The sequence below is a fragment of the Streptomyces sulphureus DSM 40104 genome (assembly GCF_000381025.1).
GTDB lineage: Bacteria > Actinomycetota > Actinomycetes > Streptomycetales > Streptomycetaceae > Streptomyces > Streptomyces sulphureus.
Window position 1 is genome coordinate 526,980 of record NZ_KB905815.1, and the last position, 24,700, is coordinate 551,679.

At 71.9% G+C, this 24,700-nt stretch carries 18 protein-coding genes; 8 read left to right on the forward strand and 10 right to left on the reverse strand.

All coding sequences use genetic code 11. The features are described 5' to 3' along the window. Positions 1–642: 642 nt before the first annotated feature. From F603_RS0110370 to F603_RS0110390, 5 genes are all read right to left on the reverse strand, one after another. Positions 643–1,686 carry a LacI family DNA-binding transcriptional regulator gene (locus F603_RS0110370; protein WP_019545943.1) on the reverse strand — a complete coding sequence of 348 codons (1,044 nt, stop codon included), beginning with the start codon at positions 1,684–1,686 and terminating at the stop codon, positions 643–645. A 32-nt stretch (positions 1,687–1,718) separates the two neighbouring features. Further along, positions 1,719–3,377 (reverse strand): glycoside hydrolase family 13 protein, encoded by a 1,659-nt coding sequence (locus F603_RS0110375; protein ID WP_019545944.1) that lies wholly within the window; start codon positions 3,375–3,377, stop codon positions 1,719–1,721. A 157-nt stretch (positions 3,378–3,534) separates the two neighbouring features. Then, positions 3,535–4,365, reverse strand: coding sequence for a sugar ABC transporter permease (locus F603_RS0110380; protein ID WP_211231070.1), 831 nt, complete (start codon positions 4,363–4,365; stop codon positions 3,535–3,537). A 2-nt stretch (positions 4,366–4,367) separates the two neighbouring features. Next, positions 4,368–5,246: a carbohydrate ABC transporter permease gene (locus tag F603_RS0110385; RefSeq protein WP_051096184.1), complete on the reverse strand. Its 879-nt coding sequence runs from the start codon at positions 5,244–5,246 to the stop codon at positions 4,368–4,370. Between the two features lie 242 nt (positions 5,247–5,488). Next, positions 5,489–6,757 (reverse strand): extracellular solute-binding protein, encoded by a 1,269-nt coding sequence (locus F603_RS0110390; RefSeq protein ID WP_026328306.1) that lies wholly within the window; start codon positions 6,755–6,757, stop codon positions 5,489–5,491. A 286-nt stretch (positions 6,758–7,043) separates the two neighbouring features. Between F603_RS0110390 and F603_RS0110395 the strand changes: the two genes are divergently transcribed. Together F603_RS0110395 and F603_RS0110400 are read left to right on the forward strand one after the other, a co-directional pair. Next, the gene (locus F603_RS0110395; protein WP_211231060.1) at positions 7,044–8,054 is read left to right on the forward strand and encodes a LacI family DNA-binding transcriptional regulator; all 1,011 of its coding nucleotides are present in this window, start codon (positions 7,044–7,046) and stop codon (positions 8,052–8,054) included. 110 nt (positions 8,055–8,164) lie between these two features. Next, positions 8,165–9,139, forward strand: coding sequence for a phosphatase PAP2 family protein (locus F603_RS0110400; protein WP_019545949.1), 975 nt, complete (start codon positions 8,165–8,167; stop codon positions 9,137–9,139). Between the two features lie 23 nt (positions 9,140–9,162). Here the strand turns inward: F603_RS0110400 and F603_RS0110405 are convergent, their stop codons facing one another. Continuing rightward, a complete protein-coding gene (locus tag F603_RS0110405) occupies positions 9,163–12,132 on the reverse strand; it encodes a bifunctional [glutamine synthetase] adenylyltransferase/[glutamine synthetase]-adenylyl-L-tyrosine phosphorylase (protein ID WP_019545950.1) in 2,970 nt (989 codons plus the stop codon). A gap of 156 nt (positions 12,133–12,288) precedes the next feature. Next, positions 12,289–13,650 (reverse strand): glutamine synthetase family protein, encoded by a 1,362-nt coding sequence (locus F603_RS0110410; protein ID WP_019545951.1) that lies wholly within the window; start codon positions 13,648–13,650, stop codon positions 12,289–12,291. A 398-nt stretch (positions 13,651–14,048) separates the two neighbouring features. Between F603_RS0110410 and F603_RS0110415 the strand changes: the two genes are divergently transcribed. Together F603_RS0110415 and F603_RS0110420 are read left to right on the forward strand one after the other, a co-directional pair. Further along, positions 14,049–15,233, forward strand: a complete 1,185-nt coding sequence (locus F603_RS0110415) for an LLM class flavin-dependent oxidoreductase (RefSeq protein WP_019545952.1) — start codon at positions 14,049–14,051, stop codon at positions 15,231–15,233. Positions 15,234–15,306: 73 nt separating this feature from the next. Next, positions 15,307–16,032: a CE1759 family FMN reductase gene (locus F603_RS0110420; protein WP_019545953.1), complete on the forward strand. Its 726-nt coding sequence runs from the start codon at positions 15,307–15,309 to the stop codon at positions 16,030–16,032. A 230-nt stretch (positions 16,033–16,262) separates the two neighbouring features. Here the strand turns inward: F603_RS0110420 and F603_RS0110425 are convergent, their stop codons facing one another. Further along, positions 16,263–17,462: a S8 family peptidase gene (locus tag F603_RS0110425; RefSeq protein WP_019545954.1), complete on the reverse strand. Its 1,200-nt coding sequence runs from the start codon at positions 17,460–17,462 to the stop codon at positions 16,263–16,265. A 106-nt stretch (positions 17,463–17,568) separates the two neighbouring features. Next, entirely contained in the window at positions 17,569–18,612 is a 1,044-nt protein-coding gene (locus tag F603_RS0110430; protein ID WP_019545955.1) for a LuxR C-terminal-related transcriptional regulator, read from the reverse strand. Between the two features lie 300 nt (positions 18,613–18,912). Here F603_RS0110430 and F603_RS0110435 point away from each other — a divergent pair, with 300 nt between their 5' ends. The 3 genes from F603_RS0110435 to F603_RS0110445 all read left to right on the forward strand — a co-directional run bounded on the left by F603_RS0110435 (position 18,913) and on the right by F603_RS0110445 (position 23,127). After that, on the forward strand, positions 18,913–19,386 hold the full coding sequence (locus F603_RS0110435) for a DUF6153 family protein (RefSeq protein WP_019545956.1): 474 nt from the start codon (positions 18,913–18,915) through the stop codon (positions 19,384–19,386). Between the two features lie 267 nt (positions 19,387–19,653). Continuing rightward, entirely contained in the window at positions 19,654–21,240 is a 1,587-nt protein-coding gene (locus tag F603_RS0110440; protein WP_019545957.1) for a multicopper oxidase family protein, read from the forward strand. Between the two features lie 120 nt (positions 21,241–21,360). Further along, a complete protein-coding gene (locus F603_RS0110445; RefSeq protein WP_019545958.1) occupies positions 21,361–23,127 on the forward strand; it encodes an NAD+ synthase in 1,767 nt (588 codons plus the stop codon). Positions 23,128–23,172: 45 nt separating this feature from the next. On the opposite strand, the gene wrbA is transcribed toward F603_RS0110445, so the two are convergent. Further along, positions 23,173–23,781, reverse strand: a complete 609-nt coding sequence (wrbA, locus tag F603_RS0110450) for an NAD(P)H:quinone oxidoreductase type IV (RefSeq protein ID WP_019545959.1) — start codon at positions 23,779–23,781, stop codon at positions 23,173–23,175. A gap of 282 nt (positions 23,782–24,063) precedes the next feature. On the opposite strand from wrbA, the gene F603_RS0110455 reads away from it, so the two are divergent. Then, the gene (locus F603_RS0110455; RefSeq protein WP_019545960.1) at positions 24,064–24,684 is read left to right on the forward strand and encodes a TetR family transcriptional regulator; all 621 of its coding nucleotides are present in this window, start codon (positions 24,064–24,066) and stop codon (positions 24,682–24,684) included. Positions 24,685–24,700 lie beyond the last annotated feature (16 nt).

The following is a 24,700-nucleotide window of genomic DNA, read 5'->3' on the forward strand; positions in this document are numbered from 1 at the left end:
TCAACCCCAGCCGCTCACTTGACGCAATCCGACGGACAGCCCAAGTACCCGGGTGGACGCACCACGTGCGCAGCACCCCTCGTTCGGAAGGCTGCCGGACCGGCAGCAGCCGATGGATTCGCAGGCAGCCCCAGGGAACGTTGTCCTCCGCTTTCTGTTGCGCTCACCTGGCCACTCTCCCGCCGTCGGCGTCCCGTGCGGGGAGAGGGGCCGGCACGACGAAGCGGTGCGGCACACCTTTTACGACCTGGGGAGTACCAGGGTTGTCTCCCCGACCGCACCGAGATACCACCCGTCGACCCGCGGCTGCCCGCACCGCTCCCCTCAGCGCAACGCGTCTGCGGCACCGTGCGGCCACGTCATGGTTTCCCCGGATGCATCCCTGCTCCCTCTCCTCGGCGCTGCCCGAGTCAGGCGCCGGGTGCACACGGAACCGGCCCGCCCGGACGGGGCGCGCGGACTCCGCAGGGGCGGAGCCGCCGTCCGGGCGGGCCGGAGCACGGGGAACGTAACAGCTTGCAGAAAGGTGCGGAAGGGGTTTCACAGGGCTTGTCTGGTCCCGACCGGCCGCGCTCCGGAGGGAGTTGGACATGCGGAGACGGCGCGCCGGCCACGCTCGGCCGACGCGCCCCTGCGGCGCCCTCAGCCGCCCGGCGACGCCTGCGCCGTCGAGCCGCGTACGACGAGCTCGGGTTGGAAGACGAACTCCGTGCGCTGCACGGGCGTTCCGCCCAGCTCCTCCAGCAGCGCGTTGACAGCGGCGGCGGCCATCGCGCGCACCGGCTGGCGGACGGTGGTGAGCGGAGGGTCGGTGAAGGGGTTGAGCTCCGAGTCGTCGTAGCCGACGACCGAGACGTCCTCCGGCACGCGCAGGCCGCGCCCCCGCACCGCGCGCACCGCGCCGAGCGCCATGAGGTCGCTGCCGCAGACGATGCCGGTGCAGCCTTCGTCGAGGAGCGCGCCTGCCGCCGCGTGCCCGCCCTCGACGGTGAACAGGGTGTGCTGCACGAAGGGTCTCGCGCCCACCGCGTCCGTGCCGAGCGCCTCGGCGAACCCGGCTGCCTTCCGGCGGGCCGGCACGAACCGGTCGGGGCCGACGGCGAGTCCGATCCGCTCGTGGCCCAACTGCCGCAGGTGGCGCACGGCCATCACGGCGGCCGCGTGGTCGTCGGGCGAGACGAAGGGGGCTTCGATCCGCTCGTTGTAGCCGTTGACGAGGACGAACGGGACGCCGCGGCCCGCGAGTCGGGCGTACCTCGCCGGGTCGGCCGTGAGGTCGGCGTGGAGTCCGGAGAGGAAGATGACGCCGCTGACGCCGCGCTCCACGAGCTGCTCGACGAGCTCGTCCTCCGTCGCGCCGCCCGGCATCTGGGTGCCGAGCACCGGGGTGTAGCCGTACCCGGAGAGGGAGGCTTCGATCACCTGCGCGAAGGCCGGGAAGATCGGGTTGGTCAGCTCCGGGATCACCAGCCCGACGAGTCCCGCGCTGCGCCGGCGCAGGCGCACGGGGCGCTCGTAACCGAGCACGTCGAGCGCTGCGAGGACCCGCTGTCGAGTCCCGGCCGCCACACCGGACTTGCCGTTGAGGACGCGGCTGACCGTCGCCTCGCTCACCTTCGCCTGTGCCGCTATGTCGGAGAGCCTCGCCGTGCCCTGCGCCTCCCGCTCGCCGACGGCGGCGCCCACCGGGACGCCGCCGTCCGCATCCGGTCGGGGACTCACGCTCCGGTCCCCTCGGTGGCCTCGGCCTGCCACCACACGACCGTGTCGCCGGGGAGCTCGCCGCCGGCGTACGGCGCACTCGCGAGCAGCACGCGCCCGCGCGCGGGCTCCCAGGCGACGGGCTCCGCGCGCGTGTTGGCCGCGCAGACGAGGCCGCCGCGGCGGAAGGCGAGGACGCCGTCGGGCGCGTCGAGCCACTCCAGGGGGGCGCCGGCGCCGAGGTCGTCGTGGTCGCGGCGGAGGCGGAGGGCCGCGCGGTAGAACTCCAGGGTCGACTCGGGGTCGCCCGTCTGCACCGCGACCGAGAGCGCCCCCCATCCGTCGGGCTGGGGCAGCCAGCTTCCGTCGGGGCCGAAGCCGTAGGAGGGGCCGTGCTCCTCCCACGGGATCGGGACGCGGCAGCCGTCGCGGAGCCCGTCCTGGCCGTTGTCGCGGAAGAACGACGGGTCCTGCCGTGCCTCGTCGGGGAGTTCGAGCACCTCGGGGAGGCCGAGCTCCTCGCCCTGGTAGACGTAGGCGGAACCGGGGAGCGCCAGCATCAGCAGCGTGGCCGCGCGGGCGCGGCGCAGGCCGCCGCCGAGGCGGGTGCGGTGGCGTACGACGTCGTGGTTGGAGAGCACCCAGGTCGCCGGGGCGCCGACGGCGCCGAGCGAGGTGAGGGACTCGTCGATCGCCGCGCGGAGCTGCCCGGCGTCCCAATCGGTGCTGAGGTAGTGGAAGTTGAACGCCTGGTGGAGTTCGTCGGCCCGGACGTAGAGCGCGGTGCGCTCCGGGCTCGGCGCCCACGCCTCGGCGACGCCGATCCGCGGCCCCGGGTACTCGTCGAGGACGCGGCGCCAGTCGCGGTAGATCTCGTGCACGCCGTCCTGGTCGAAGAAGGGGAGCTGCTGCGTGCCGAGGAGCTGCAACTGCCCCGCGCTGCCCATGTCGGGGAGCCCTTCCGCCTTGACGAGGCCGTGCGCGACGTCGATCCGGAAGCCGTCGACTCCGGTGTCGAGCCAGAAGCGGAGCACCGAGCGGAACTCGTCGTGGACGGCGGGGTGCTGCCAGTTGAAGTCGGGCTGCTCCGGCGCGAAGAGGTGGAGATACCACTCCCCCGGGGTGCCGTCGGGGTCCTCCGTCCGTGTCCACGCGGGGCCGCCGAAGATCGACTCCCAGTCGTTCGGGGGGAGTTCGCCGTGCTCGCCGCGGCCGGCGCGGAAGTGGTAGCGGTCTCGCAGCGGGGAGCCGGGGCCCTCGCGGAGCGCCCTGCGGAACCACTCGTGGCGGTCGGAGGAGTGGTTGGGGACGAGGTCCACGATGACGCGGAGGCCGAGTGCGTGCGCCTCGTCGACGAGCGCCTCCGCGTCGGGAAGCGAGCCGAACATCGGGTCGATGGCGCGGTAGTCGGCGACGTCGTAGCCGCCGTCCGCCTGGGGCGAGGCGTAGAACGGGCTGAGCCAGACGGCGTCGACGCCGAGCTCGGCGAGGTACGGGAGGCGGGCGCGGATGCCGGGGAGGTCGCCCATGCCGTCGCCGTCCGCGTCGGCGAAGGAGCGGGGGTAGACCTGGTAGATCACGGCGTCGCGCCACCAGTCGGCGCTGCGGGCGTGGTCGTCGGCGGATGCGGGCTGCGGGCGGTCGGCGCGGAGGGCGCTCTCGGCGTGCTGCGTCATGTCGTCCCTGGGTGGAGTCGGATGGGTGTCAGGACCGCCCTCGGGGGCGGGTCGCGTCCCGGGGCGAGGCGCCGGCCTCGGCGGGGAGGCGAGGCCGGCGCCCGGCGGGTGGCCGCGCGGGACGGGCCCGCGGCGGCGGTCGAGGAGAGTGCGCTCTTCAGGACTTCGTCGCACCTGCGGTGAGCCCGGAGACGAGGTGCCGCTGCGCGAAACCGAAGACGACGGCGGCCGGTACGGCGATGATCACTGCGGCGGCCGTCATCGAACCCCAGTCGGAGCCGTAGCGGTTGACGAAGGTCTGGAGGCCCCCGGCGAGGGTCAGGTTCTCCTCGCCCGTCATGAAGGCCGTGGCGTACGCGACTTCGGCCCAGGCGGTGACGAAGGAGTAGAAGCCCGTGACGGCTATGCCGGGCTTGGCGAGCGGAAGCACCAGTCGCCAGAAGGTCCCGAAGGGGGTGAGGCCGTCGACTCTGCCCGACTCGTCGATGTCGATCGGGATGGTGTCGAAGAAGCCCTTCATCATCCAGGCGCAGAACGGCACCGCGATGGTGAGGTAGGTGATGATCAGGCCGACCGGCTGGTTGAGGAGGCCGAGGGTGGCCATCGTGTTGTAGAGCGGGACGATGAGGACGGCCATCGGGAACATCTGGGTGATCAGCAGCACCCACATCAGGGGCCGCATCCCGGGGAACCGGAAGCGGCTGATCGCGTAGCCGGTCGTGGCGGCGATGAAGACGCCGATCAGCGTGGTGCCGAGGACGACGACGAGCGAGTTGCCGAACCAGGTCAGGAAGTAGGTGTCCTGCACCACGTGCGTGTAGTTGGCGAGGGTGAACTCCTTCACCAGCGCCGTGGAGAACGCCTCGCTCTTCGGCTTGAAGGAGGTGACCAGCAGCCAGAGCGGCGGGAAGAGCGCCACGACGGTGCCGAGTACCAGCCCCGTGTGGAGCCCGAACGAGGCGAGCGGGGAGCGCTTGCGCGTCTGCATCGTCACCACACCTCTCCCTGGCGGCGCAACGCCCGCCGGTAGACCATCGTGAAGAGGACGAGCAGCAGGAGGATCAGCACGCCCCAGGTCGCCGAAGTGGCGAAGTCCCGGGGGCTGTTGACGAAGGAGAGCCGGTACGCGTAGGTCACCAGGATCTCCGTGGAGTCCTCCGGGCCGCCCTTGGTGAGCAGGAAGATCACGGGGAACATGTTGAACGTCCAGATGGTGCTGAGCAGGATCACGGTGCTGCTCACCGCACGCACGCCGGGGAGCGTGATGTTGCGGAACCGCTGCCACGGGCCCGCGCCGTCCATCTCCGCTGCCTCGTAGAGCTCGCCCGGTATCGACTGGAGGGCCCCGAGCATCGCGACGATCATGAAAGGCACGCCGAGCCAGACGTTCACCGCGATCACCGCGAGCTTCGCCCAGGTCGGGTCGCCGAGCCACGGGACCGCCTCGATGCCTCCGCCGTCGAGCACCTTGTTGAGGAGCCCGTCGCGCTCGTTGAAGAGCATCCGCCAGGCGAAGACGGAGACGAACGCGGGGATGCCCCAGGGCACGATCATCGCGACGCGGTAGAAGGAGCGGCCGTGCACCTTGCGGTTGAGCATGTTGGCGAGGGTGAGGCCGAGCCCGAAGGTGAGCGCCACGCAGCCGACCGTCCAGAACGCCGTCCAGCCGAGGCGGCTCCAGAAGACCGAGTCGCCGAGGACCGCCGCGTAGTTGTCGAGGCCGACGAAGGAGTAGGTCGCCGGGATGTGGTTGACGCCGATGTCGCGCGCGACGTTGGCCTCGTCCGCGTCGGTGAGCGAGAGCCAGACGCCGCGCCCGAGCGGGTAACCGATGATCAACCCGATGACGAGGACGACGGGCGCCACCATCGTCCACGCGTACCAGTGCCGGGAGAACGCGCGGCGCAGCGGCCCCGGCGCGCCCGCGTCGCGCCGCTGCGGGCGGCTGCTGCCCGCTCCGGCGCCCGATCCCGCGCGCTGCCGCGGTGGTTGCTTGCCTCTCGCCGCCTCGTGCCCGCGGCCGGGGACGGGACCCGCCTCGGTCCCGTCCGCCGGCCCCGGCACCGACCGGCTGCTCTGCGCCGCCATGTCAGCTCGGCCCGTCCCCTCGGTTACTTGTAGTCCTTGAGCAGCTTGCGGAACTCGTCGCCCGTCTTCTTCGCCGCCTCCTGCGGCGTCCTGCCGCCGCCGAGGACACCGTCGACGCCGACCCGGATCGGCTCGAAGAGGGAGTTGCCCTCGGCGATCCACGGGCGCTGCTTCGCCTTGTCGACGGCGGGCTTGAAGAACTCGACCATCTCGTTCTTCCGCACGGCCTCGTCCTCGTAGACCGAGGTGCGGGTGGGCAGCAGGCTCAGCTCCTTGGTGGTGCGCTTCTGCACCTCGGCCGAGCTCATGTACTTGACGAACTCCTGCGCCGCGCGCATGTTCCCCGTGCCCGCGTAGATGCCGAGGTTCCAGCCGCCCTGCGGGGAGCCTTGCGCCTGGGAGCCGCCGGGGACGGCCGCGACGCCGAGGTTGTCCTTGTCGTCCTCGAACTCGGCGCCCTGCCGGGCCCCTGCGATGTCCCAAGGGCCGTCGATGATCATCGCGACCTTGCCCGACTGGAACGCCTTGAGGCCGTTCTCCTGGCCGTCGCTGGAGTCGGTGAGCGCGGCTTTGGAGTCGACGAGGTCCTTCATCGTGGCGAAGGCCCGCTCGCCCGGCTTCTCGTCGACGGTGACCTTCTTCGCCTTGGTGTCGAGCAGGTCGCCGCCCTCGGCGTAGAGGTAGGGGAGGTACCAGTACGGGTCGTCGCCGCGGAGGTAGAGCGCGGTGGCGCCCGTCTCGTCCTTGATCTTCTTCGCGTTCTTCTTCAACTCGGCGAAGGTCTTGGGGACTTCGACGCCGGCCTCCTTCAGCAGCCTCTTGTTGTAGAAGAGCCCGAGGGTGTCGGTGACCTGGGGCGCGGCGTAGGTCTTGCCCTCGTACCTGCCGCTGCCCGCGGCGGTGGTGAGGTAGTCGGACTCCTTCTCCAGCGCGGGGGTGTCGTCGAGCGGCGCGAGGTAGCCGAGGTGGGCGAAGTCGGCGACCCAGGCGACCTCGGTGCGCATGACGTCGGGGGCGCCGGAGTTGCCGCCTGCGGCGTTCTTGAACTTCTGGTTGGCGTCGCCGAAGTTGACGTGCACGTACTTGACGTTCACCTCCGGGTGCTTCTTCTCGAAGTCCTCGGCGATCTTCTTGTACGTGCCCTTCTCGGCGTCGTTGGACGTGTCCCAGTAGGTGACCGTCCCCGAGATCTCGCCGCCGGCGTTGTCCTGCTCGTCGCCTCCCCCGCCGCAAGCCGTTGCCGCAACCGCCAGTGCCACCAGGGCCGCCGAGGCGCCTATGCCACGCCGCATCTCCTGATCCCTCCCGAAGTAAGCGCCCGTCACGTCGTCAAAGCCGCGGGCTGCGAAGGAAGTTAACAGCGTTGCAACAGCCGCGAAAGACCTTGCCGCAATTTTCTGCAAGACACCGGGGCACCCGTCGCACAGGCGCGTACGCCCCCCGGAGTACGGGCGCGTACGACCGCACGGGCGCGCACGACCACACCGACCGTCGGGACACAAACGGCATCCGGAAGCATTGCGGCAAGTTCGCACACCAGGTGGGCGCCTGCACAAAGAGACCGGTACAGTCCCGTACGTGACCACACGGCTAGCTGACATCGCGGCACAGGCGGGGGTCAGCGAAGCCACCGTCAGCAGAGTGCTCAACGGCCGCCCCGGGGTGGCCGAGCCCACCCGCGAGTCCGTGCTCGCCTCGCTCGACGTCCTCGGGTACGAGCGCCCCGTCAGGCTGCGCAGGCGCAGCGCCGGGCTCGTCGGGCTGATCACGCCGGAGCTGGAGAACCCCATATTCCCGGCGTTCGCGCAGGTGATCGCGCAGGCGCTCACGCGGCAGGGCTACACTCCCGTCCTCGCCACCCAGACCCCGGGCGGCTCCACGGAGGACGAGCTCACCGGCATGCTCGTCGACCGCGGCGTCGCGGGCATCATCTTCGTCTCCGGGCTCCACGCCGACACGACGCAGGACACCGGAAGGTACGAGCAACTCCGCGGCCAGGGCGTCCCGTTCGTCCTGATGAACGGCTACTCCCCCCGCATACACGCCCCTTCCGTCTCGCCGGACGACGCCGCCGCGATGCGCCTCGCCGTGAGCCACCTCGTCTCGCTCGGGCACCGTCGGATAGGGCTCGCGCTCGGGCCGAAACGGTTCGTCCCCGTGCAGCGGAAGATCGAGGGGTTCGAGCGCACCGTCGTGGAACAGCTCGGCGAGGACCCGGGACCGCTGGTACGGCACTCGCTCTTCACCCTGGAGGGCGGCCAGGCCGCGACCTCCGCGCTCCTCGACGAGGAGTGCACGGCGATCGTCTGCGCCAGCGACATGATGGCGCTCGGCGCCATCAGGGCAGCGCGGCAGCGGGCGTTGGCCGTTCCGCACGAGGTCTCCGTCATCGGTTTCGACGACTCCCCGCTCATACCGTTCACCGATCCGCCGCTGACCACCATCCGCCAGCCCGTCGCCGCGATGGGCCAGGCAGCGGTCCGCGCCCTGCTGGAGGAGATCGCCGGAACCCCGGCCCCGCACAGCGAGTTCGTCTTCCACCCCGAGCTGGTCGTCAGGGGATCGACGGCGTCGGCACCCTCTGTCTGAAGTGGGAGAAGGGTGCCTCGGCACCCTCTGCCCAAGGGTGGAGAACGCCCGATTCGAACCCGACTTCAGGATGATCGGCTGATGGCCGCTGTCTGGCAGACTGATGGCTTATGGGGGCACCGACACCGAGGACCGCAAAGGCAGGCCAGGCCGGCTCCGTACCCGGAGCCGAAAGCGGAGAGGACGCGGCCGGGGCGACCCGTACGCCCGCGGAGGAACCCGCCCTCCTCAGCCCTGAGGACGGCCCGACCCCCGCAACCACGGCCGCGCCGGCGCCGCCCGAACCCGGCCACGCGGAGCCGCCCCCGGAGCGGCCGGGCGCAGCAGACCGCGCCCGCGCCGCACTCGGCCGCATGCGCACCCCGCGGCATCCCCGGATCTGGTTCGAGGTCCTGCTGATCGCCGTCAGCTACTGGGTCTACTCCCTCATCCGCAACGCCGTTCCCGAGCAGCGCTCCGCCGCCCTGCGGAACGCCGACTGGATCTGGGAGACGGAGCGGACGCTCGGCATCGCCGTCGAGCAGTCCGTCAACCATGCGGTCAACGGCGTCACCTGGCTCATCGTCTCGATGAACTACTACTACGCGACACTGCACTTCGTCATCACGATCGGCGTCCTCGTCTGGCTCTACCGCCGCCACCCCGGCCGGTACGCGGCGACGCGTCTCGTCCTCTTCGCCACGACCGCGGTGGCACTCGCCGGCTACTACCTCTACCCGCTGGCACCCCCGCGGCTCATGCCGGGCGGCGGTTTCATCGACACCGTGCAGGTCCACGAGACCTGGGGGTCGATGGCGTCGGGGAACCTGGCGGAGATGTCCAACCAGTACGCGGCGATGCCCTCGATGCACATAGGCTGGTCGGCCTGGTGCGGGATCACCCTCGCGATGCTCGCCCGGCCGCTGTGGGCGAAGGTACTCGGCGTGCTCTACCCGCTCACCACCCTCCTGGTGATCGTCGCCACCGCCAACCACTTCTGGCTCGACGCCGTCGGCGGTCTCCTCTGCCTCGCGTTCGGCTTCGCCGTCTCCCTCGCCTGGTACCGACGCCTCGCCTACCGGTTTCCCCGCACGGCACCCGCCTGAGCGGGCCCGGAACGCCTCCGGGATCAGTCCTCGTCGTAGAAGAGGCGCTCCATCACGCCGCGGGCGCGGCGCGTGATGCGGCGGTAGTCGTCGAGCAACTCGCCGACGCGGCCCGGCTCGTAGCCGAGGTAGCGGGCGACGCCGCCGAGTTCGCGCGGGTCCGAAGGGAAGGTGTCGCTCGGGGTGCCGCGCACGAGCATCGCCGCGTTGCGCACCCGCGTCGCCAGCATCCAGGCCTCGTCGAGGGTCTCGGCGTCCTCGCCGTCGAGCAGTTCGGCGGCGCGTGCCGCTGCGAGGGCCCTCCGGGTGCGGGTGGTGCGCAGCTCGGGCACTTCGGCGGCGTGCCGTAGCTGGAGAAGCTGGACCGTCCATTCGACGTCGGTGAGGCCGCCGCGTCCCAACTTGGTGTGGGTGGTGGGGTCGGCGCCCCGCGGCAGCCGTTCGTTCTCCATTCGGGCCTTGAGCCTGCGCACCTCGCGCAGGCCGTCCTCGCCGAGCCCGCCGGCCGGGTACCGCAGCGGGTCGACGAGCTCGACGAACCGCTCGCCGAGCCCCCTGTCGCCCGCGATCGGCTCGGCACGCAGCAGCGCCTGGCTCTCCCACACCTGTGCCCACCTGCGGTAGTACGCGGCGTAGGAGGTGAGCGAGCGGGCGAGGGTGCCCGACTTGCCCTCCGGGCGCAGGTCGGTGTCGAGCACCAACGGCGGGTCGGTCGACGGCAGCTCCAGCAGCCGGCGCATCTCGGTGGCGACGGCGAACGCCGCCTTGCCCGCCTCGTGTTCGCTGACGCCCTCGCGCGGCTCGTGGACGAAGAGGATGTCGGCGTCCGAGCCGTAACCCATCTCGTGCCCGCCGAACCTGCCCATCGCGATCACGGCGAACCGTGTCGGCAATTCGTCGCCCCACGCCGCCCGCACGGCCGCACGGAGCGCACCGGCGAGGGCCGCCGCGTTGATGTCGGTGAGGGAGTCGCCGAGCCGGTCGAGGCCGACGGCCGGGTCGCCGGGCGCGAGGTGCTCGGTGCCGTACGCGCCGATGATGTCGGCAGCCGCGGTGCGGAACAGCTCGCGCCTGCGCACCCCGCGCACGGCGGCGACCGCCTGTTCGCTCCCGTCGGCCCGACCCACGGCGGCGAGGGCCTCCTGTTCGAGGGAGGCGAGGGAGCGGGGACGGAGCCCGTCGTCGTCGCCGAGGAGCGCGACCGCCTCGGGAGCGCGCAGCAGCAGGTCGGGGGCGAGACGCCCGGCCGAGAGCACCCTGGCGAGGTTCTCGGCCGCCGCGCCCTCGTCCCGCAGCAGACGGAGGTACCAGGGGGTCTTGCCGAGTGCGTCGGAGACCTTGCGGAAGTTGAGGAGGCCGGCGTCCGGGTCGGCCGAGTCGGCGAACCAGCCGAGCAGGACGGGCAGCAGCGTCCGCTGGATCGCGGCCTTGCGGCTGACCCCCGAGGCGAGGGCCTCCAGGTGGCGCAGGGCCGCGGCCGGGTCGGCGTAGCCGAGCGCTTCGAGGCGCTCGCGCGCCGCCGAGGTGGAGAGCCGCACTTCGCCGACGTCGAGTTGGGCGACGGCGTCGAGCAGCGGACGGTAGAAGAGCTTCTCGTGGAGGCGGCGCACGGCGGCGGCGTACCGGCGCCAGCTCTTGTGGAGCTCGGTGACGGGCTCGCTGCGGAAGCCGAGGGAGCGGCCGAGGCGGCGCTGGTCGGACTCCGGCTCCGGCATGAGGTGGGTGCGGCGCATCTGGTGGAGCTGGATGCGGTGCTCCAGGGTGCGCAGGAAGCGGTAGGCGGCGTCGAGTTCGGAGGCGTCCTGGCGGCCGACGTAGCCGCCCTCGGCGAGCGCGGCGAGGGCGTCGAGCGTCGTGGGGCTGCGCAGCGAGGTGTCGGTGCGGCCGTGCACGAGTTGCAGCAGTTGGACGGCGAACTCGACGTCCCGCAGCCCGCCGGGGCCGAGCTTCAGCTCCCGATCGAGCTGCGCGCGGGGGATGTTGGCGACGACGCGGCGCCGCATCTGCTGCACGTCGCCGACGAAGTTCTCCCGCTCGGCCGCCTGCCAGACCATCGGTCCGACGGCGTCCAGGTACTCGTGGCCCAGCTCGGCGTCGCCCGCGACCGGGCGGGCCTTCAGCAGCGCCTGGAACTCCCAGGTCTTCGCCCACCTTTGGTAGTAGACGAGGTGGCTGCTGAGGGTGCGCACGAGCGGGCCGTTCCTGCCCTCGGGACGGAGGTTGGCGTCGACCTCCCAGATGGTGCCCTCTGCCGTGGTGTCCGAGCAGATCCGCATCATGCGCGAGGCGAGCCGCGTCGCCGCCTGGAGCGCGGCGTCCTCCTCGGCGCCGTCTACGGGCTCGGCGACGAAGACGACGTCGACGTCGGAGACGTAGTTGAGTTCGCGCCCGCCGCACTTTCCCAGCCCGATGACGGCGAGCCGGCAGGCGGCCGCGTCCTCGGGCGCCTCGGCGGAGGCGAGCCGCAGGGCCGCGCGGAGCGTGGCGGTGGCGAGGTCGGCGAGTTCGGCTGCGGTCTCCGCGAGGTCGCTCGTGCCGCACAGGTCGCGGGCGGCGATGGTGAGGACGCAGCGGCGGTAGAGGGCGCGCAGGCGGTCGGGGTCGGTTGCGGCGGCGAGTTCGGAGCCGAACTCCTCGACGCCGGGGTTGAGGTCGACCGACTCGTAGACCGCCAGCGTCTTCCAGTCGAGCGGATGGCTCGCGAGGTGGTCGCCGAGTGCGTCGGAGGCTCCGAGGACGCCGAGAAGACGGTCGCGGAGCGGCTTGGCGGTGCGCAACGTGCCGAGGAACGTGCGGAGTTCGGCGTCGTCCACGGCTTCCAGCGCCTCGGTGAGGCGGACGAGCCCGAGGAGGGCGAGGTCGGGGTCGGCGGTGGCACCGAGCGCGTCGAGGAGCGGGGCGTCCCGGGAGAGGTCGACGAGCGCCGGCGCGTCCAGCAGCCGCTGCGCCGCGGCCGGGTCGGAGAACCCCCGCCGCACCAACTGCCCGAACATACTGTCCCGTCGCCCGAACTGCGGCACATCAGCCTCCCGGTTCCGCCGTACTCGCCCGCCCCTATTCTCGCCGAGCGGGGGACGGGGCGGGCCGCGGGGCGCGGCGGACGTGAGGCACCCGGGGGCCGGAGTCCCGCCGGCCCCCGGTGCGGCGGCTCAGAGCACCGGCAGGCTCTTCCGCAGCTCGTACGGGGTGACCTCGGAGCGGTACTCCTCCCACTCCTGCTTCTTGTTGCGGAGGAAGAAGTCGAAGACGTGCTCCCCGAGGGTTTCGGCGACGAGTTCGCTCCGCTCCATCAGCGTGATCGCCTCGCCGAGGTTCTGCGGGAGCGGTTCGATGCCCATCGCGCGGCGCTCGCCGTCGGAGAGTGCCCAGACGTCGTCGTCGGCGCCCGGGGGGAGTTCGTCGCCCTCCTCGACGCCCTTCAGCCCTGCGGCGAGGGTCACGGCGTAGGCGAGGTAGGGGTTGCAGCCCGCGTCGAGGGAGCGGACCTCGATCCGGGTGGAGCCCGTCTTGCCGGGCTTGTACATGGGGACGCGGATGAGCGCGGAGCGGTTGTTGTGGCCCCAGCAGATGTACGCGGGCGACTCGCCGCCCTCGCCGGCTGTGCGCTGGGCGCCGCCCCAGATCCGCTTGTAGGAGTTGACCCACTGGTTGGTGACGGCGGAGATCTCGCTGGCGTGGCGCAGCAGCCCGGCGATGAACGAGCGGCCCACCTTGGAGAGTTGGTAGGGAGCACCGGACTCGTAGAAGGCGTTGCGGTCGCCCTCGAAGAGCGAGAGGTGGGTGTGCATGCCGGAGCCCGGGTACTCGGAGAACGGCTTGGGCATGAAGGTGGCCTGCACGCCCTGCTCCAGCGCCACCTGCTTCATCACGAGCCGGAAGGTCATGATGTTGTCGGCGGTGGAGAGCGCGTCCGCGTACCGCAGGTCGATCTCCTGCTGGCCGGGGGCGCCCTCGTGGTGGGAGAACTCCACCGAGATGCCCATCGACTCCAGCATCGTGATGGCCTGGCGGCGGAAGTCCATGCCGACGTTCTGCGGAGTGTGGTCGAAGTAGCCCGAGGAGTCGGCGGGGACGGGACGGGTGCCGTCGACGGGCTTGTTCTTCAGCAGAAAGAACTCGATCTCCGGATGCGTGTAGAAGGTGAAGCCGAGATCTGAGGCCTTGGCGAGGGTGCGCTTGAGGACGAACCTGGGGTCGGCGAAGGAGGGCGAGCCGTCGGGCATGAGGATGTCGCAGAACATCCGGGCCGTGCCGGGGGCCTCCGCGCGCCACGGCAGTATCTGGAAGCTGCCCGGGTCCGGCTTGGCGATCATGTCGGACTCGTAGACGCGGGCGAAGCCCTCGATCGCGGAGCCGTCGAAGCCCATGCCCTCGTCGAACGCCTGCTCAAGCTCGGCGGGGGCGACAGCGACGGACTTCAGGAAGCCGAGGACGTCGGTGAACCAGAGCCGCACGAAGCGGATGTCGCGCTCTTCGAGCGTGCGGAGCACGAATTCCTGCTGCTTATCCATATCCACCCATCCTCGCTGGTACCGCCGTGCGCTGCCACGCCCGCCGCGTGGGCGGCCCCGGGGCCTGAGCATCCCACCGCGCTGTTGCGCCCGGGTTGCACGTCCGTACCGGTACGTACCCGTCCGTCCCCCGGTACGCGCACCGGCGGGGCGCGCACACCGCTGGGCCCATGGTGCACCGAACCGGCACACGGGCCCGCATCGACCCCTCGGCTGCGGGTACCCGGAGGGGGCCGGCGACCCTGCGCCTCCCGCCCTCGCGGGGTGCGGGAATGCCGTGGGAGGCTGCAGCATTGAGGGGATAGTTGAATTGCGAACAATCAAGGGCACGCCCCCGCCCGGCAAGGGCAGGGCCGCCGCGCCGAGAGCGGTGCCCGCGACGGCGAAGGACGGATGACATGCAGTTCGGGATCTTCAGCGTCGGCGACGTCACGCCCGACCCGACCGACGGCACGACGCCCACCGAGCACGAGCGGATCAAGGCCGTCCTCCGGATCGCGCTCAAGGCGGAGGAGGTGGGCCTCGACGTCTTCGCGACGGGCGAGCACCACAACCCGCCCTTCGTCCCCTCCTCCCCCACCACGATGCTCGGCTGGATCGCGGCACGTACCGAGCGCCTCATCCTCTCCACCGCCACCACGCTGATCACCACCAACGACCCGGTGAAGATCGCCGAGGACTTCGCGATGCTCCAGCACGTCGCCGACGGACGCACCGACGTCATGATGGGCCGCGGCAACACGGGTCCCGTCTATCCCTGGTTCGGCAAGGACATCCGCCAGGGCATCCCTCTCGCGATCGAGAACTACGCCCTCCTCCACCAGCTCTGGCGCGAGGACGTCGTCGACTGGCAGGGCAGGTTCCGCACACCGCTCCAGAGCTTCACCTCGACGCCCCGCCCCCTCGACGGCGTCCCCCCGTTCGTCTGGCACGGCTCGATCCGCAGCCCCGAGATCGCCGAGCAGGCCGCCTACTACGGGGACGGCTTCTTCGCCAACAACATCTTCTGGCCGAAGGACCACTTCAAGCGGCTCATCGGCCTCTACCGCCAGCGGTACGCGCACTACGGGCACGGCACAGCCGAGCAGGCGATCGTCGGCCTCGGCGGGCAGGCGTTCATGCGGAAGAACTCGCAGGACGCCGTCCGCGAGTTCCGCCCGTACTTCGACAACGCACCCGTGTACGGGCACGGTCCGACGATGGAGGAGTTCACGGCCGAGACGCCGCTGACCGTCGGAAGCCCGCAGCAGGTGATCGAGCGGACGCTCTCCTTCCGGGAGGCGTTCGGCGACTACCAGCGCCAGCTCTTCCTCATGGACCACGCCGGGCTGCCGCTCAAGACCGTTCTGGAGCAGCTCGACCTCCTCGGCGAGGAGGTCGTGCCCGTGCTCCGCAGGGAGTTCGCCGCACGGCGCCCCACGGGCGTCCCGGAGGCGCCGACGCACGAGGACCTGCGCGCACGCAAGCGCGAGAAGGAAGCAGCGCGCAACCGCGAGGAGGACGCGGCGCAGCGCGAGGACGAAGCAGCACGCGTCGGCGCGGGCGTCGGCGAGCCCGGCGAGGACGCGGAGAAGAGCGCCTGAACCGGCGTATGCACGCGCAGAGTTCGGGCGCGCAGACCCCACGCCGCCCGCACCGGACCAGGGAGGAACCCGCATGAGCACCGCACCCGTCAAGCTGGCAGTCGTCTCGGCAGGACTCAGCGAGCCCTCCTCGACCCGGCTGCTCGCCGACCGCCTCGCCGCAGCCGCGTCGCGCGGCCTGGAGACGGCCGGGCGCGAGCCCCAGGTGCAGCACGTCGAACTCCGCGACCTGGCAACGGAGATCGCGCAGAACTTCGTCACCGGTTTCGCCGGCCGGGAGCTGAAGCAGGCCCTCGACGACGTCGCGGAGGCCGAAGGGCTGATCGCCGTGACACCGGTCTTCAGCGCGTCCTACAGCGGCCTGTTCAAGTCGTTCTTCGACGTCATGGAGAACACGGCACTCACGGGGAAGCCGGTACTGATGGGCGCGACCGGCGGTACCCCGCGCCACTCCCTCGTGCTGGAGCACGCGCTCCGGCCGCTCTTCTCCTATCTGCGCGCCGTCGTCGTCCCCACCGCCGTCTACGCGGCGACGGACGACTGGGGCTCGGTCGACGACGGCCTCACCCCCTCCCTCCCCGGCCGGATCGAGCGCGCGGGTGCCGAACTCGCCCGGCTCACCCAGGCGTGCAGCCCGGCCGTGGCCGTCGCCGAGCCGGAGGCCACCGCCGAGGACGAGGAGGCCGTGGGCGAGCAGGCGCCGCATCTGAAGGTCGTCGCGCAGGCGCCGTCGGGCGACCCGTACGAGGATGTCGTCCCGTTCGCGCAGCAGTTGGCGGCGCTGCGTCCGGAGGAGTGAGCGCCTGCCTCCCGCGGTACTGACGCGGAGGGCACGGGCTGGGAACATGGGCAGACAGCAGCCGCGGCCCGGTATGTGGGGTACCGGACCGCGGCTGTGCTGCTGGTCGGCCGTGGCCGAGCCGGCGCCGGGAGGGCCCGGACTCCCCTGCCGGGGAAGGGGGGGAAGGTCCGGGTCCCTCGGGCCCCGCCGCGTAAGGCGGCGGGCCGCGCCGGTTCACAAGTGGTGCGTCACTCCACGACGTTGAGGAGCACGTTCGGCGAACCCGGTCCCGGGTCGCCGACGACACCCTCGGAGCCGCCCTCCACCAGCGCGGAGCTCACGTCGGCCGGGGAGGCGTCGGTGTGTCCTGCGAGGTAGAGCGCAGCGGCACCGACGACGTGGGGGGTCGCCATGGAGGTGCCGGATATCGTGTCGGTGCCGCTGTCGCTGTCGTTCCAGGCACCGGTGATGTCGACGCCGGGCGCGTAGATGTCCAGGATCTCCCCGTAGTTGGAGAAGGACGCCTGCGCGTCGGTGTCGTCGGTGGCGCCGACCGTGATCGCGTCCTCGACCCGGGCGGGCGAGCTGTTCCCGGCGTCGGTGCCTTCGTTACCGGCGGCCACACCGTAGGTCACGCCGGAGTCGATCGAGTTCTGGACGGCCTCGTCCAGGGCCTCGTCGACGCCGCCGCCGAGGGACATGTTGGCGACGGCCGGGCCGCTCGCGTTCTCGGTGACCCAGTCGATGCCGTCGACGACTCCGGCGGTGGTGCCCGAGCCGTTGTCGTCGAGCACGCGAACGGCGACGACGTCGGCGCTCTTGGCGACGCCGTGCGCCTCACCGGCGACGGTGCTCGCCACGTGGGTGCCGTGGCCGTTGCCGTCGTCGGCGTCGTCGTCACCGTCGACGGCGTCGTAGCCGCTGGAGGCGCGGTCGCCGAAGTCCTCGTGGGTGGTGCGGACACCGGTGTCGATGATGTACGCGGTGACGCCCTCACCCGCGGAGTCCGGGTAGTTGTAGGTGTCGTCGAGGTCGAGTTCGGGCGTGTCGATGCGGTCCAGGCCCCAGGAGGGCGGGTTGTCCTGCGACGCCGTCATCGTGTGCTTCTGGTTGGCGAAGACCTTGTCGACGGCCGGGTCGGCGGCGAGCTCCTTCGCGTCCTGCTCGGACATGCTCGCGGCGTATCCGTTGAGGGCGTGGCTGAAGGTCTTGCTCACCTTGCCGCCGTGCTCGGTGACGACGGACTTGCCGTCGGCCGAAGCAGCCTTCGCCGCACTCTCCTTGAGGGTGACGATGTAGCTGCCGTCGATCGCCGTCGACGAGCTGGCGCCGAGGATCTTGCCCTCCGCGGGGGCCGCGGTGGCCGGGAGAGCGGAGACCGTACCGATGGCTGCTGCCGCCACGGCGGCCGAGATGCCAAGGGCAACCTTCTTGCGCGTCACTGCCATTGCGAGGGTTCCTCCTCGTGTGGGGGGTGCGCTCTGGGGAGCGCGAGAGAGAGCTAAGCGCATTGACGCGGCCTGAACAAGGCCCCCCTTACTTCGGGCGAACCGGTCATTCCCCCTGGTTTACGAGCAGTTCGCCGGTCGGCTGGGCCACCCAACCCAACTCCGCTGCCCTGGCACCGAGTTGAAACCGCGTCGAGACGCCGAGACGCTGCATCAGCGCATGCAACCGGCGCTGGAACGTCCGGTAGCTCACCCCCAGGTGACGCGCCATCACCTGATCCGTCATCCCCGTGGTGAGCAGCGCGAGGAGCCTCGCCTCCTGCGACGAGGGGCCGCCCACGGCCCGGTGCGGACGACCCGAGAGGTACGCCGAAAGCGGCTGGGCACGAGCCCAGAGCACCTCGAAGAACTCGCAGAGCGCCTCCAGCAGCCCGGAGGGGTGGACGAGGACGCTGCTCGCCAGCTCGTGCGGCGTGCCGCGGAGCGGGATCAGCGCCCTGCGGTCGTCCGCTATCAGGATCTTCATGGGCGCCTTCGCCATCACCCGTGCGTCCTCGCCGAGTTCGGCGGCGGCCTCGATGTCGGTGTCGAGGCGGTGGAAGGTGGCGAGCCCGTCCGTGTCGTAGATCACCCGGTAGCCGAGGCCGCGGCGGAGCATCTGCTGCTGCACCGGCATCATCCCCGTCTTCGGGTCGAAGCGGTCCGGGTCGCTGTTGGCGTACGGGGGGCGGTCGATGCCGCGGATCTGCCGGCGCGCGCTCCGCTGCAACTGGTCGACCTGACGGATCACCGCCGCCCTGCCCGTGACGATCTCCACAAGGTCGGCGGGGTCGCGACCTGCACCGTTGGCTCTGAATCTGGCGGCGAGATGCTGAATATGGCGCCGTGCGCGGTGGATCTCCTCCTCCCGTGCGAGCAACGTCGATTCGAAAGCGGCCTCGGGCGCGACGGGCAAGAACCGTTCCTCGCCCCCGCGTTCGGCCGGGAACCGCCCCACCAGGTTGCGTTTCTCCAGGGACACCAGCGCCTCCCGACACTCGGTCGCCCCCAGATCGAGGGTGGCGCGCATCTCGGCGACGGTGGCGGCGCCGTCCACCAGCGCCTCGTACACCTGCTGCTGGAGGGGATCGAGATCGAGGGCATCCAACATAGGCCGCATCCTCGGCAAGTGGCGAGTTCGCGTCAATGTCACAAGCTCGCCAGGCAGGGAACAGAGCCACGCAAGACGGACGGCACCGGGCGAATCACCTTACGGGGCAAGGGAGTCGGGGCACGTCCGCCTGGTCCGCCGAGGGGGTTCGCACAGGCAGGAGACATGTCTCCCGCAGCACAGCCCCCGTGCCGGGGCACCACCGCCCCTGCGTACGCGCACGCGCGGGCACGGATACGCTGGACGGCCCGGTGCGGCCTTCCCTCCGCAGGGCGCCGGGCACACGGCAGCAGGTGGACCATGAGGACGAGGAACGCGCAGAAGCAGCACGGCTCGGCAGCCGACCGCTGCGGACGGCTGCTGCTCTTCGCCGCGCTCGTCCTCGGCATCGCGCTCATGCACACCCTCGGCCACCCGTCGGGCGGCGGCGAGGCGCACCACACGGCGGCCACTCAGCACACGCCCGCAGCCGCCCAGCACACGTCCGTCGAGCAGGACGGCACACCCCGGGACCCCCAACTCGCCCCGGCCGCCCACCTGTCGGCCCCCGGCACGCATGACGAGGACGGCGGCACCGACCCGCTCTCCGTCTGCCTCGCGGTGCTCGGAGCCCTCGCGGCGGCCGGCCTGCTGGGCGCCGCCCTCGCCAGGGGACGTGCTCCCCGCCTCCCGGCGGCCGCGTGCCTCGTCACCCCGGGACGCGCCCCGCCCCCGCCTCCGGAACCGCCGCCCCACGCGATACGCCTCGCCCAACTCTCGGTGCTGCGCGCATAGGAGCGCCCGACCGCACTGCACCGGCCGCGCACACGCCCGGCCGGCCCACGGCGCACGTCCACGGCCGCGACCACCGCTCGCGACCGGGCGCGCGGTCCGCCGCCGCGCCCGCACTCCGTTCGCCGCCAGGCCGGTCGACGTACGCCTGCCTGCCGGTACGACGTCCCGCAGCGGACCGGAGTCCGCCGGTCCGGACGTGCAGCAGTGCGGTCCTCGGTCCCCCGACCACCGCCTGGAGCCCAGGCACCCACACCGAGGCACGCAACCATGCGCAATCCGCACAGCAACCACCCCGCACCAACCCGCCGCACGCTGCTCGGAGCCGGCACGGCGCTCGCCGCAGGCGGCCTCCTCACCGCCTGCGGAGACGGCGACGACCACGCACAGCACGCCGACCGGAGCGCCCAACCGGTGCGCGACGACGGCGGGTTCGTCTCGCCCGACGGGCCCGAGGTACGTGCGGCAGAGGCGAAGCGGGCGGGCCGCGCCGCCGGGACCGTCGAAAAGGTCCGGCTCACCGCGGCCCGCGACCGTGTCGACCTCGGCGGCACCACCGTCGACACCTGGACGTACGGAGGCGAACTCCCGGGCAGGGAGGTGCGCCTCACCGCAGGGAGCACCCTCGCGCTCACCCTCGCCAACCACCTCCCCGCCCCGACCTCCCTCCACTGGCACGGACTCGCCCTCCGCAACGACATGGACGGCGTCCCGGGACTGACGCAGCGCTCCATCCGCGCCGGCGGCGCGTTCACCCACCGCTTCACCGTCCCGCACCCGGGCACCTACTGGTTCCACCCGCACACCGGCGTGCAGCAGGACCGCGGCCTCTACGCGCCGTTGATCGTCGAGGACCCCAGGGAGCCGCTCTCCTACGACCGCGAGTGGACCGTCGTCCTCGACGACTGGCTCGACGGCGTCGACGGCTCCACCCCCGAAGCCGTCCTCGAAGAACTCGGCGACGGCATGGACCACTCGGGAGGCCACGGCGGCCACACGATGTCCGGCTCCGACGACGGCAGCGCGCCACCGTCCCGCGCGGCCATGGGCGCCGAGAGCGCACTCCTCGGCGGTGACGCGGGCGACGTCTCCTACCCTCACTACCTCCTCAACGGCCGCCTACCGGACGCCCCTTCGACGATGCACGCGAAGCCGGGCGACCGCATCCGCATCCGACTCGTCAACGCGGGCGGCGACACGGCCTTCCGCGTCGCCCTCGGCGGGCACACGATGACCGTCACCCACACCGACGGCTTCCCCGTGCGCCACCGCAGGACCGCGTCGCTGCTGCTCGGCATGGGCGAGCGGTACGACGTCCTCGTCACGGCCGGCGACGGCGCCTTCCCGCTCACCGCGCTCGCCGAGGGCAAGGGACGCTCGGCGCTCGGCGTCCTGCGCACCGGGGGCGGGGCGCCGCCGCCCGCGAAGGCGCGTCCGGCGGAGCTGGCGAAGCGGCCGCTCACGGCCGAGGGGCTGCGCGCAGCCGAGGACGCCGCGCTCCCCCGCAAGGTGCCCGACCGCCGGCTGACGCTGCGGCTCACGGGCTCGATGGCGAAGTACGACTGGTCGCTCAACGGCGAGAGCTACGACCCTCAGCGCCGGTACCCGCTCCGGGCCGGCGAACGCGTCCGCCTCTCCTTCGTCAACGCGACGCACATGTGGCACCCCATGCACCTGCACGGCCACACCTTCGCGCTGACGGGCGGCGGCCCGCGCAAGGACACGGCGATCGTGCTCCCCGGCAGGCGGCTCGACGTCGACTTCGAAGCGGACAACCCCGGACTGTGGATGACCCACTGCCACAACGTCTACCACGGTGAGGCCGGCATGATGACCGTCCTCGGTTACCGCAAGTAGCCCGCGCGGCCCGCCGGTTGGGAGGTGTCAGCACGCCCTCCCGGCCGGCGTGCCCCGCCTGCGCCGGGGATCGCGTCAGCCCGACGATTAGACGGAGGGCCGACGCTTACACTGGAGGACGTGGCTCATCTACGACTCGCCCTGAACCAGATCGACGCGACCGTCGGCGACCTCGAAGGCAACACCGAGTCGGTGCTGCACTGGACCCGGCACTCCGTCGCGCAGGGGGCGCACCTCGTCGCGTTCCCCGAGATGATGCTGACCGGCTACCCGGTCGAGGATCTCGCGCTGCGCGCCTCGTTCGTCGAGGCGAGCCGCTCCGCGCTCGTCGCGCTCGCCAGGCGGCTCGCGGAGGAGGGCCTCGGCGAGACCCCCGTCGTCGTCGGGTACCTCGACCGCAGCGAGGAGACCACCTACCGCCTCGGGCAGCCCGTCGGCGCCCCGCAGAACGCCGCCGCCGTCCTCCACCGCGGCGAGCCCGTCCTCGCCTTCGCCAAGCACCATCTCCCCAACTACGGCGTCTTCGACGAGTTCCGGTACTTCGTTTCCGGTCACACGCTGCCGATGGTCCGGGTGCACGGCGTCGACGTGGCCCTCGCCATCTGCGAGGACCTCTGGCAGGAAGGCGGCAGGGTCCCGGCGGCCCGCGAGGCCGGCGCGGGGCTGCTGCTCTCCGTCAACGCCTCGCCGTACGAGCGGGACAAGGACGACACCCGCCTGGAGCTGGTGCGCAAGCGCGCGCAGGAGGCGGGCTGCACCACCGCGTACCTCGCGATGATCGGCGGCCAGGACGAGCTCGTCTTCGACGGCGACTCCCTCGTCTGCGACCGCGAGGGCGAAGTCCTCGCCAGAGCCCCGCAGTTCGAGCAGGGCTGCGTCGTCCTCGACCTCGACCTCCCCGCAGCCGCGCCCGAGCCGCCCTCGGGCACCGTCGACGACGGGCTGCGGATCGCGCACCGCACCCTCTCGGCCGAGCCGCTGCCCGCGCGCGAGCCCGAGGTCGTCGGCGCACAGGCCCCGCGGCTCGACGAGGAGGAGGAGATCTACACCGCGCTCGTCGTCGGGCTGCGCGCCTACGTCGCGAAGAACGGCTTCCGCTCGGTGCTCATCGGCCTCTCCGGCGGCATCGACTCGGCGCTGACGGCGGCGCTCGCCTGCGACGCCGTCGGCCCCGAGAACGTGCACGGCATCTCCATGCCGTCCCGCTACTCCTCCGAGCACTCCCGTTCCGACGCCGCGGCCCTCGCCGAACGCACGGGGCTCCACTACCGCTCCGTACCGATCGGCCCGATGTTCGACGCATACATGGAGTCGCTCGGCCTCACGGGCACGGCGGAGGAGAACCTCCAGGCGCGGCTGCGGGGCACCGCGCTGATGGCCGTCTCCAACCAGGAGGGGCACATCGTCCTCGCGCCCGGCAACAAGTCCGAGCTGGCGGTGGGGTATTCGACCCTCTACGGCGACGCGGTGGGCGCGTACGGCCCGATCAAGGACGTCTACAAGACCACCGTCTTCGCGCTCGCGCACTGGCGGAACCGCATCGCGGCCGAGCGGGGCCAGACGCCGCCGATCCCCGAGAACACGCTGACCAAGCCGCCCAGCGCCGAACTGCGCCCGGGCCAGGTGGACACCGACACGCTCCCCGACTACGACGTGCTCGACCGCATCCTCGCGCTCTACGTCGACCACGACGAGGACCGCTCCGAGATCGTCGCGCGCGGCTTCGACCGCGGGGTGGTCGAGAAGGTCCTGGGGATGACCGACGCCGCCGAGTACAAGCGGCGGCAGTACCCGCCGGGGACCAAGATCTCCTCGAAGGGGTTCGGCAAGGACCGTCGGCTGCCCATCACCAACAGGTGGCGGGGAAGGGCGGGTTCGGCGGGCTGACCGGCGCTCGGGTCCGGTGCGCACCGGACCCGAGCGCGTGCACCGTCAGGCGGGGGCGTCGCCGAGGAGGCGCGCGGTGATCGTCGCGAGCCGCTGGCCCTGGTAGCGGGCCGCGGTGAGGGTCTCCTCCTCGGGGGCGCCGCCGCCCGAGGGGTGGGAGGTGCCGTAGGGGTTGCCGCCGGCGGCGAAGATCAACGGGTCGCTGTAGCCGGGCGAGACGATGAGCGAGCCCCAGTGGTGCATGGTGTTGTAGAGCGCGAGCAGCGTCGACTCGTTGCCGCCGTGCCTGTTGGCGGCGCTGACGAACCCGGTGACCGGCTTGTCGACGAAGGCGCCCCGCCCCCACATGCCGCCCGTGCCGTCGAGGAACTGCTTGAGCTGCGCGGCGACGTTGCCGTAGCGCGTGGGCGTGCCGAACGCGTAGGCGTCGGCCCACTCCAGGTCGTCGAGGGTCGCCAGCTCGATGTCCTTCGTGGCGTCGGCGTGCGCGCGCCAGTCGGGGTTGGAGTCGATCGCGGACTCCGGCGCCAGTTCGGGCACCCGGCGCAGGCGCACCTCGGCGCCGGTCTTCTCCGCGCCCTCGGCGACGGCCTGGGCGAGCCGGTGGACGTTTCCGGTGGCCGAGTAGTAGATGACGGCGACCTTGGGGGCCATGGCGATCCTCCGTGACGGGACAGAGCGGACGGTACGGAAGTTGTTTCCGTTTCAACCATTGAAGCGGATAGCCATCCGCTTTGGCAAGCGCCGCCGTGCGTCCTGCCGGTTGCGCCCAACTTCCCCTCAAGACCAGGTAGTTATCACAGCGGTAAGAAAGCGGCGACGGGGCACGAGGGAGTCCGTCAGGGCGCGAGACCGCCCCTCGGCTATGCTCCCCGGGCGCCACGGCACGGCGGGCAGGCCCGAGCGGCGGCGGACGAGCAGCACAGGAGGAAGGCAGTGACGGGAGACGGCCCGGCAGCGCCCGGCAGCGGCCCCCGTCGCGAACTGCCGCAGGCCGACGGCAGGTCCGCCGAACGCGCCGACGCCGCACGCAACCGCCGCCGCCTCCTCGACGCCGCCTCGCGCATCGTCGCCGAGCAGGGCCCCGACGCCGTCACCATGAACGCCGTCGCGCGCGCGACCGGGACCGGCGTCGGCACCGTATACCGCCGGTTCGGCAGCGTCGCGCAGTTGCTGCTCGCACTCCTCGACGAGCGGGAGCGGCAATTGCAGGAGGCGTTCCTCAGCGGCCCGCCCCCGCTCGGCCCCGACGCTCCCCCCGAGAAGCGGCTCCGCGCCTTCCTCCATGCCGTCGTCGACCACACCGTCGAGCAGCAACCGCTGCTGCTCGCCGCCGAGGCCGCCTCACCAGGCGCGCGCTACGCCGGCGCCCCGTACCGCACGATGCACACTCACGTCGCCGCGCTCCTCGCCGAGGTCCGCCCGGGCAGCGACGCACCGCTCCTCGCCCACCTGCTCCTCGCCCCGCTCGCGCCCTCGCTCGTCCACCACCTCGTGCGGGAGCAGGGCAGGACACCGCGAGAGCTCAAGTCCGGCATCGACCAACTCCTGGGCTGAGCAGGCGCGTCGGTAC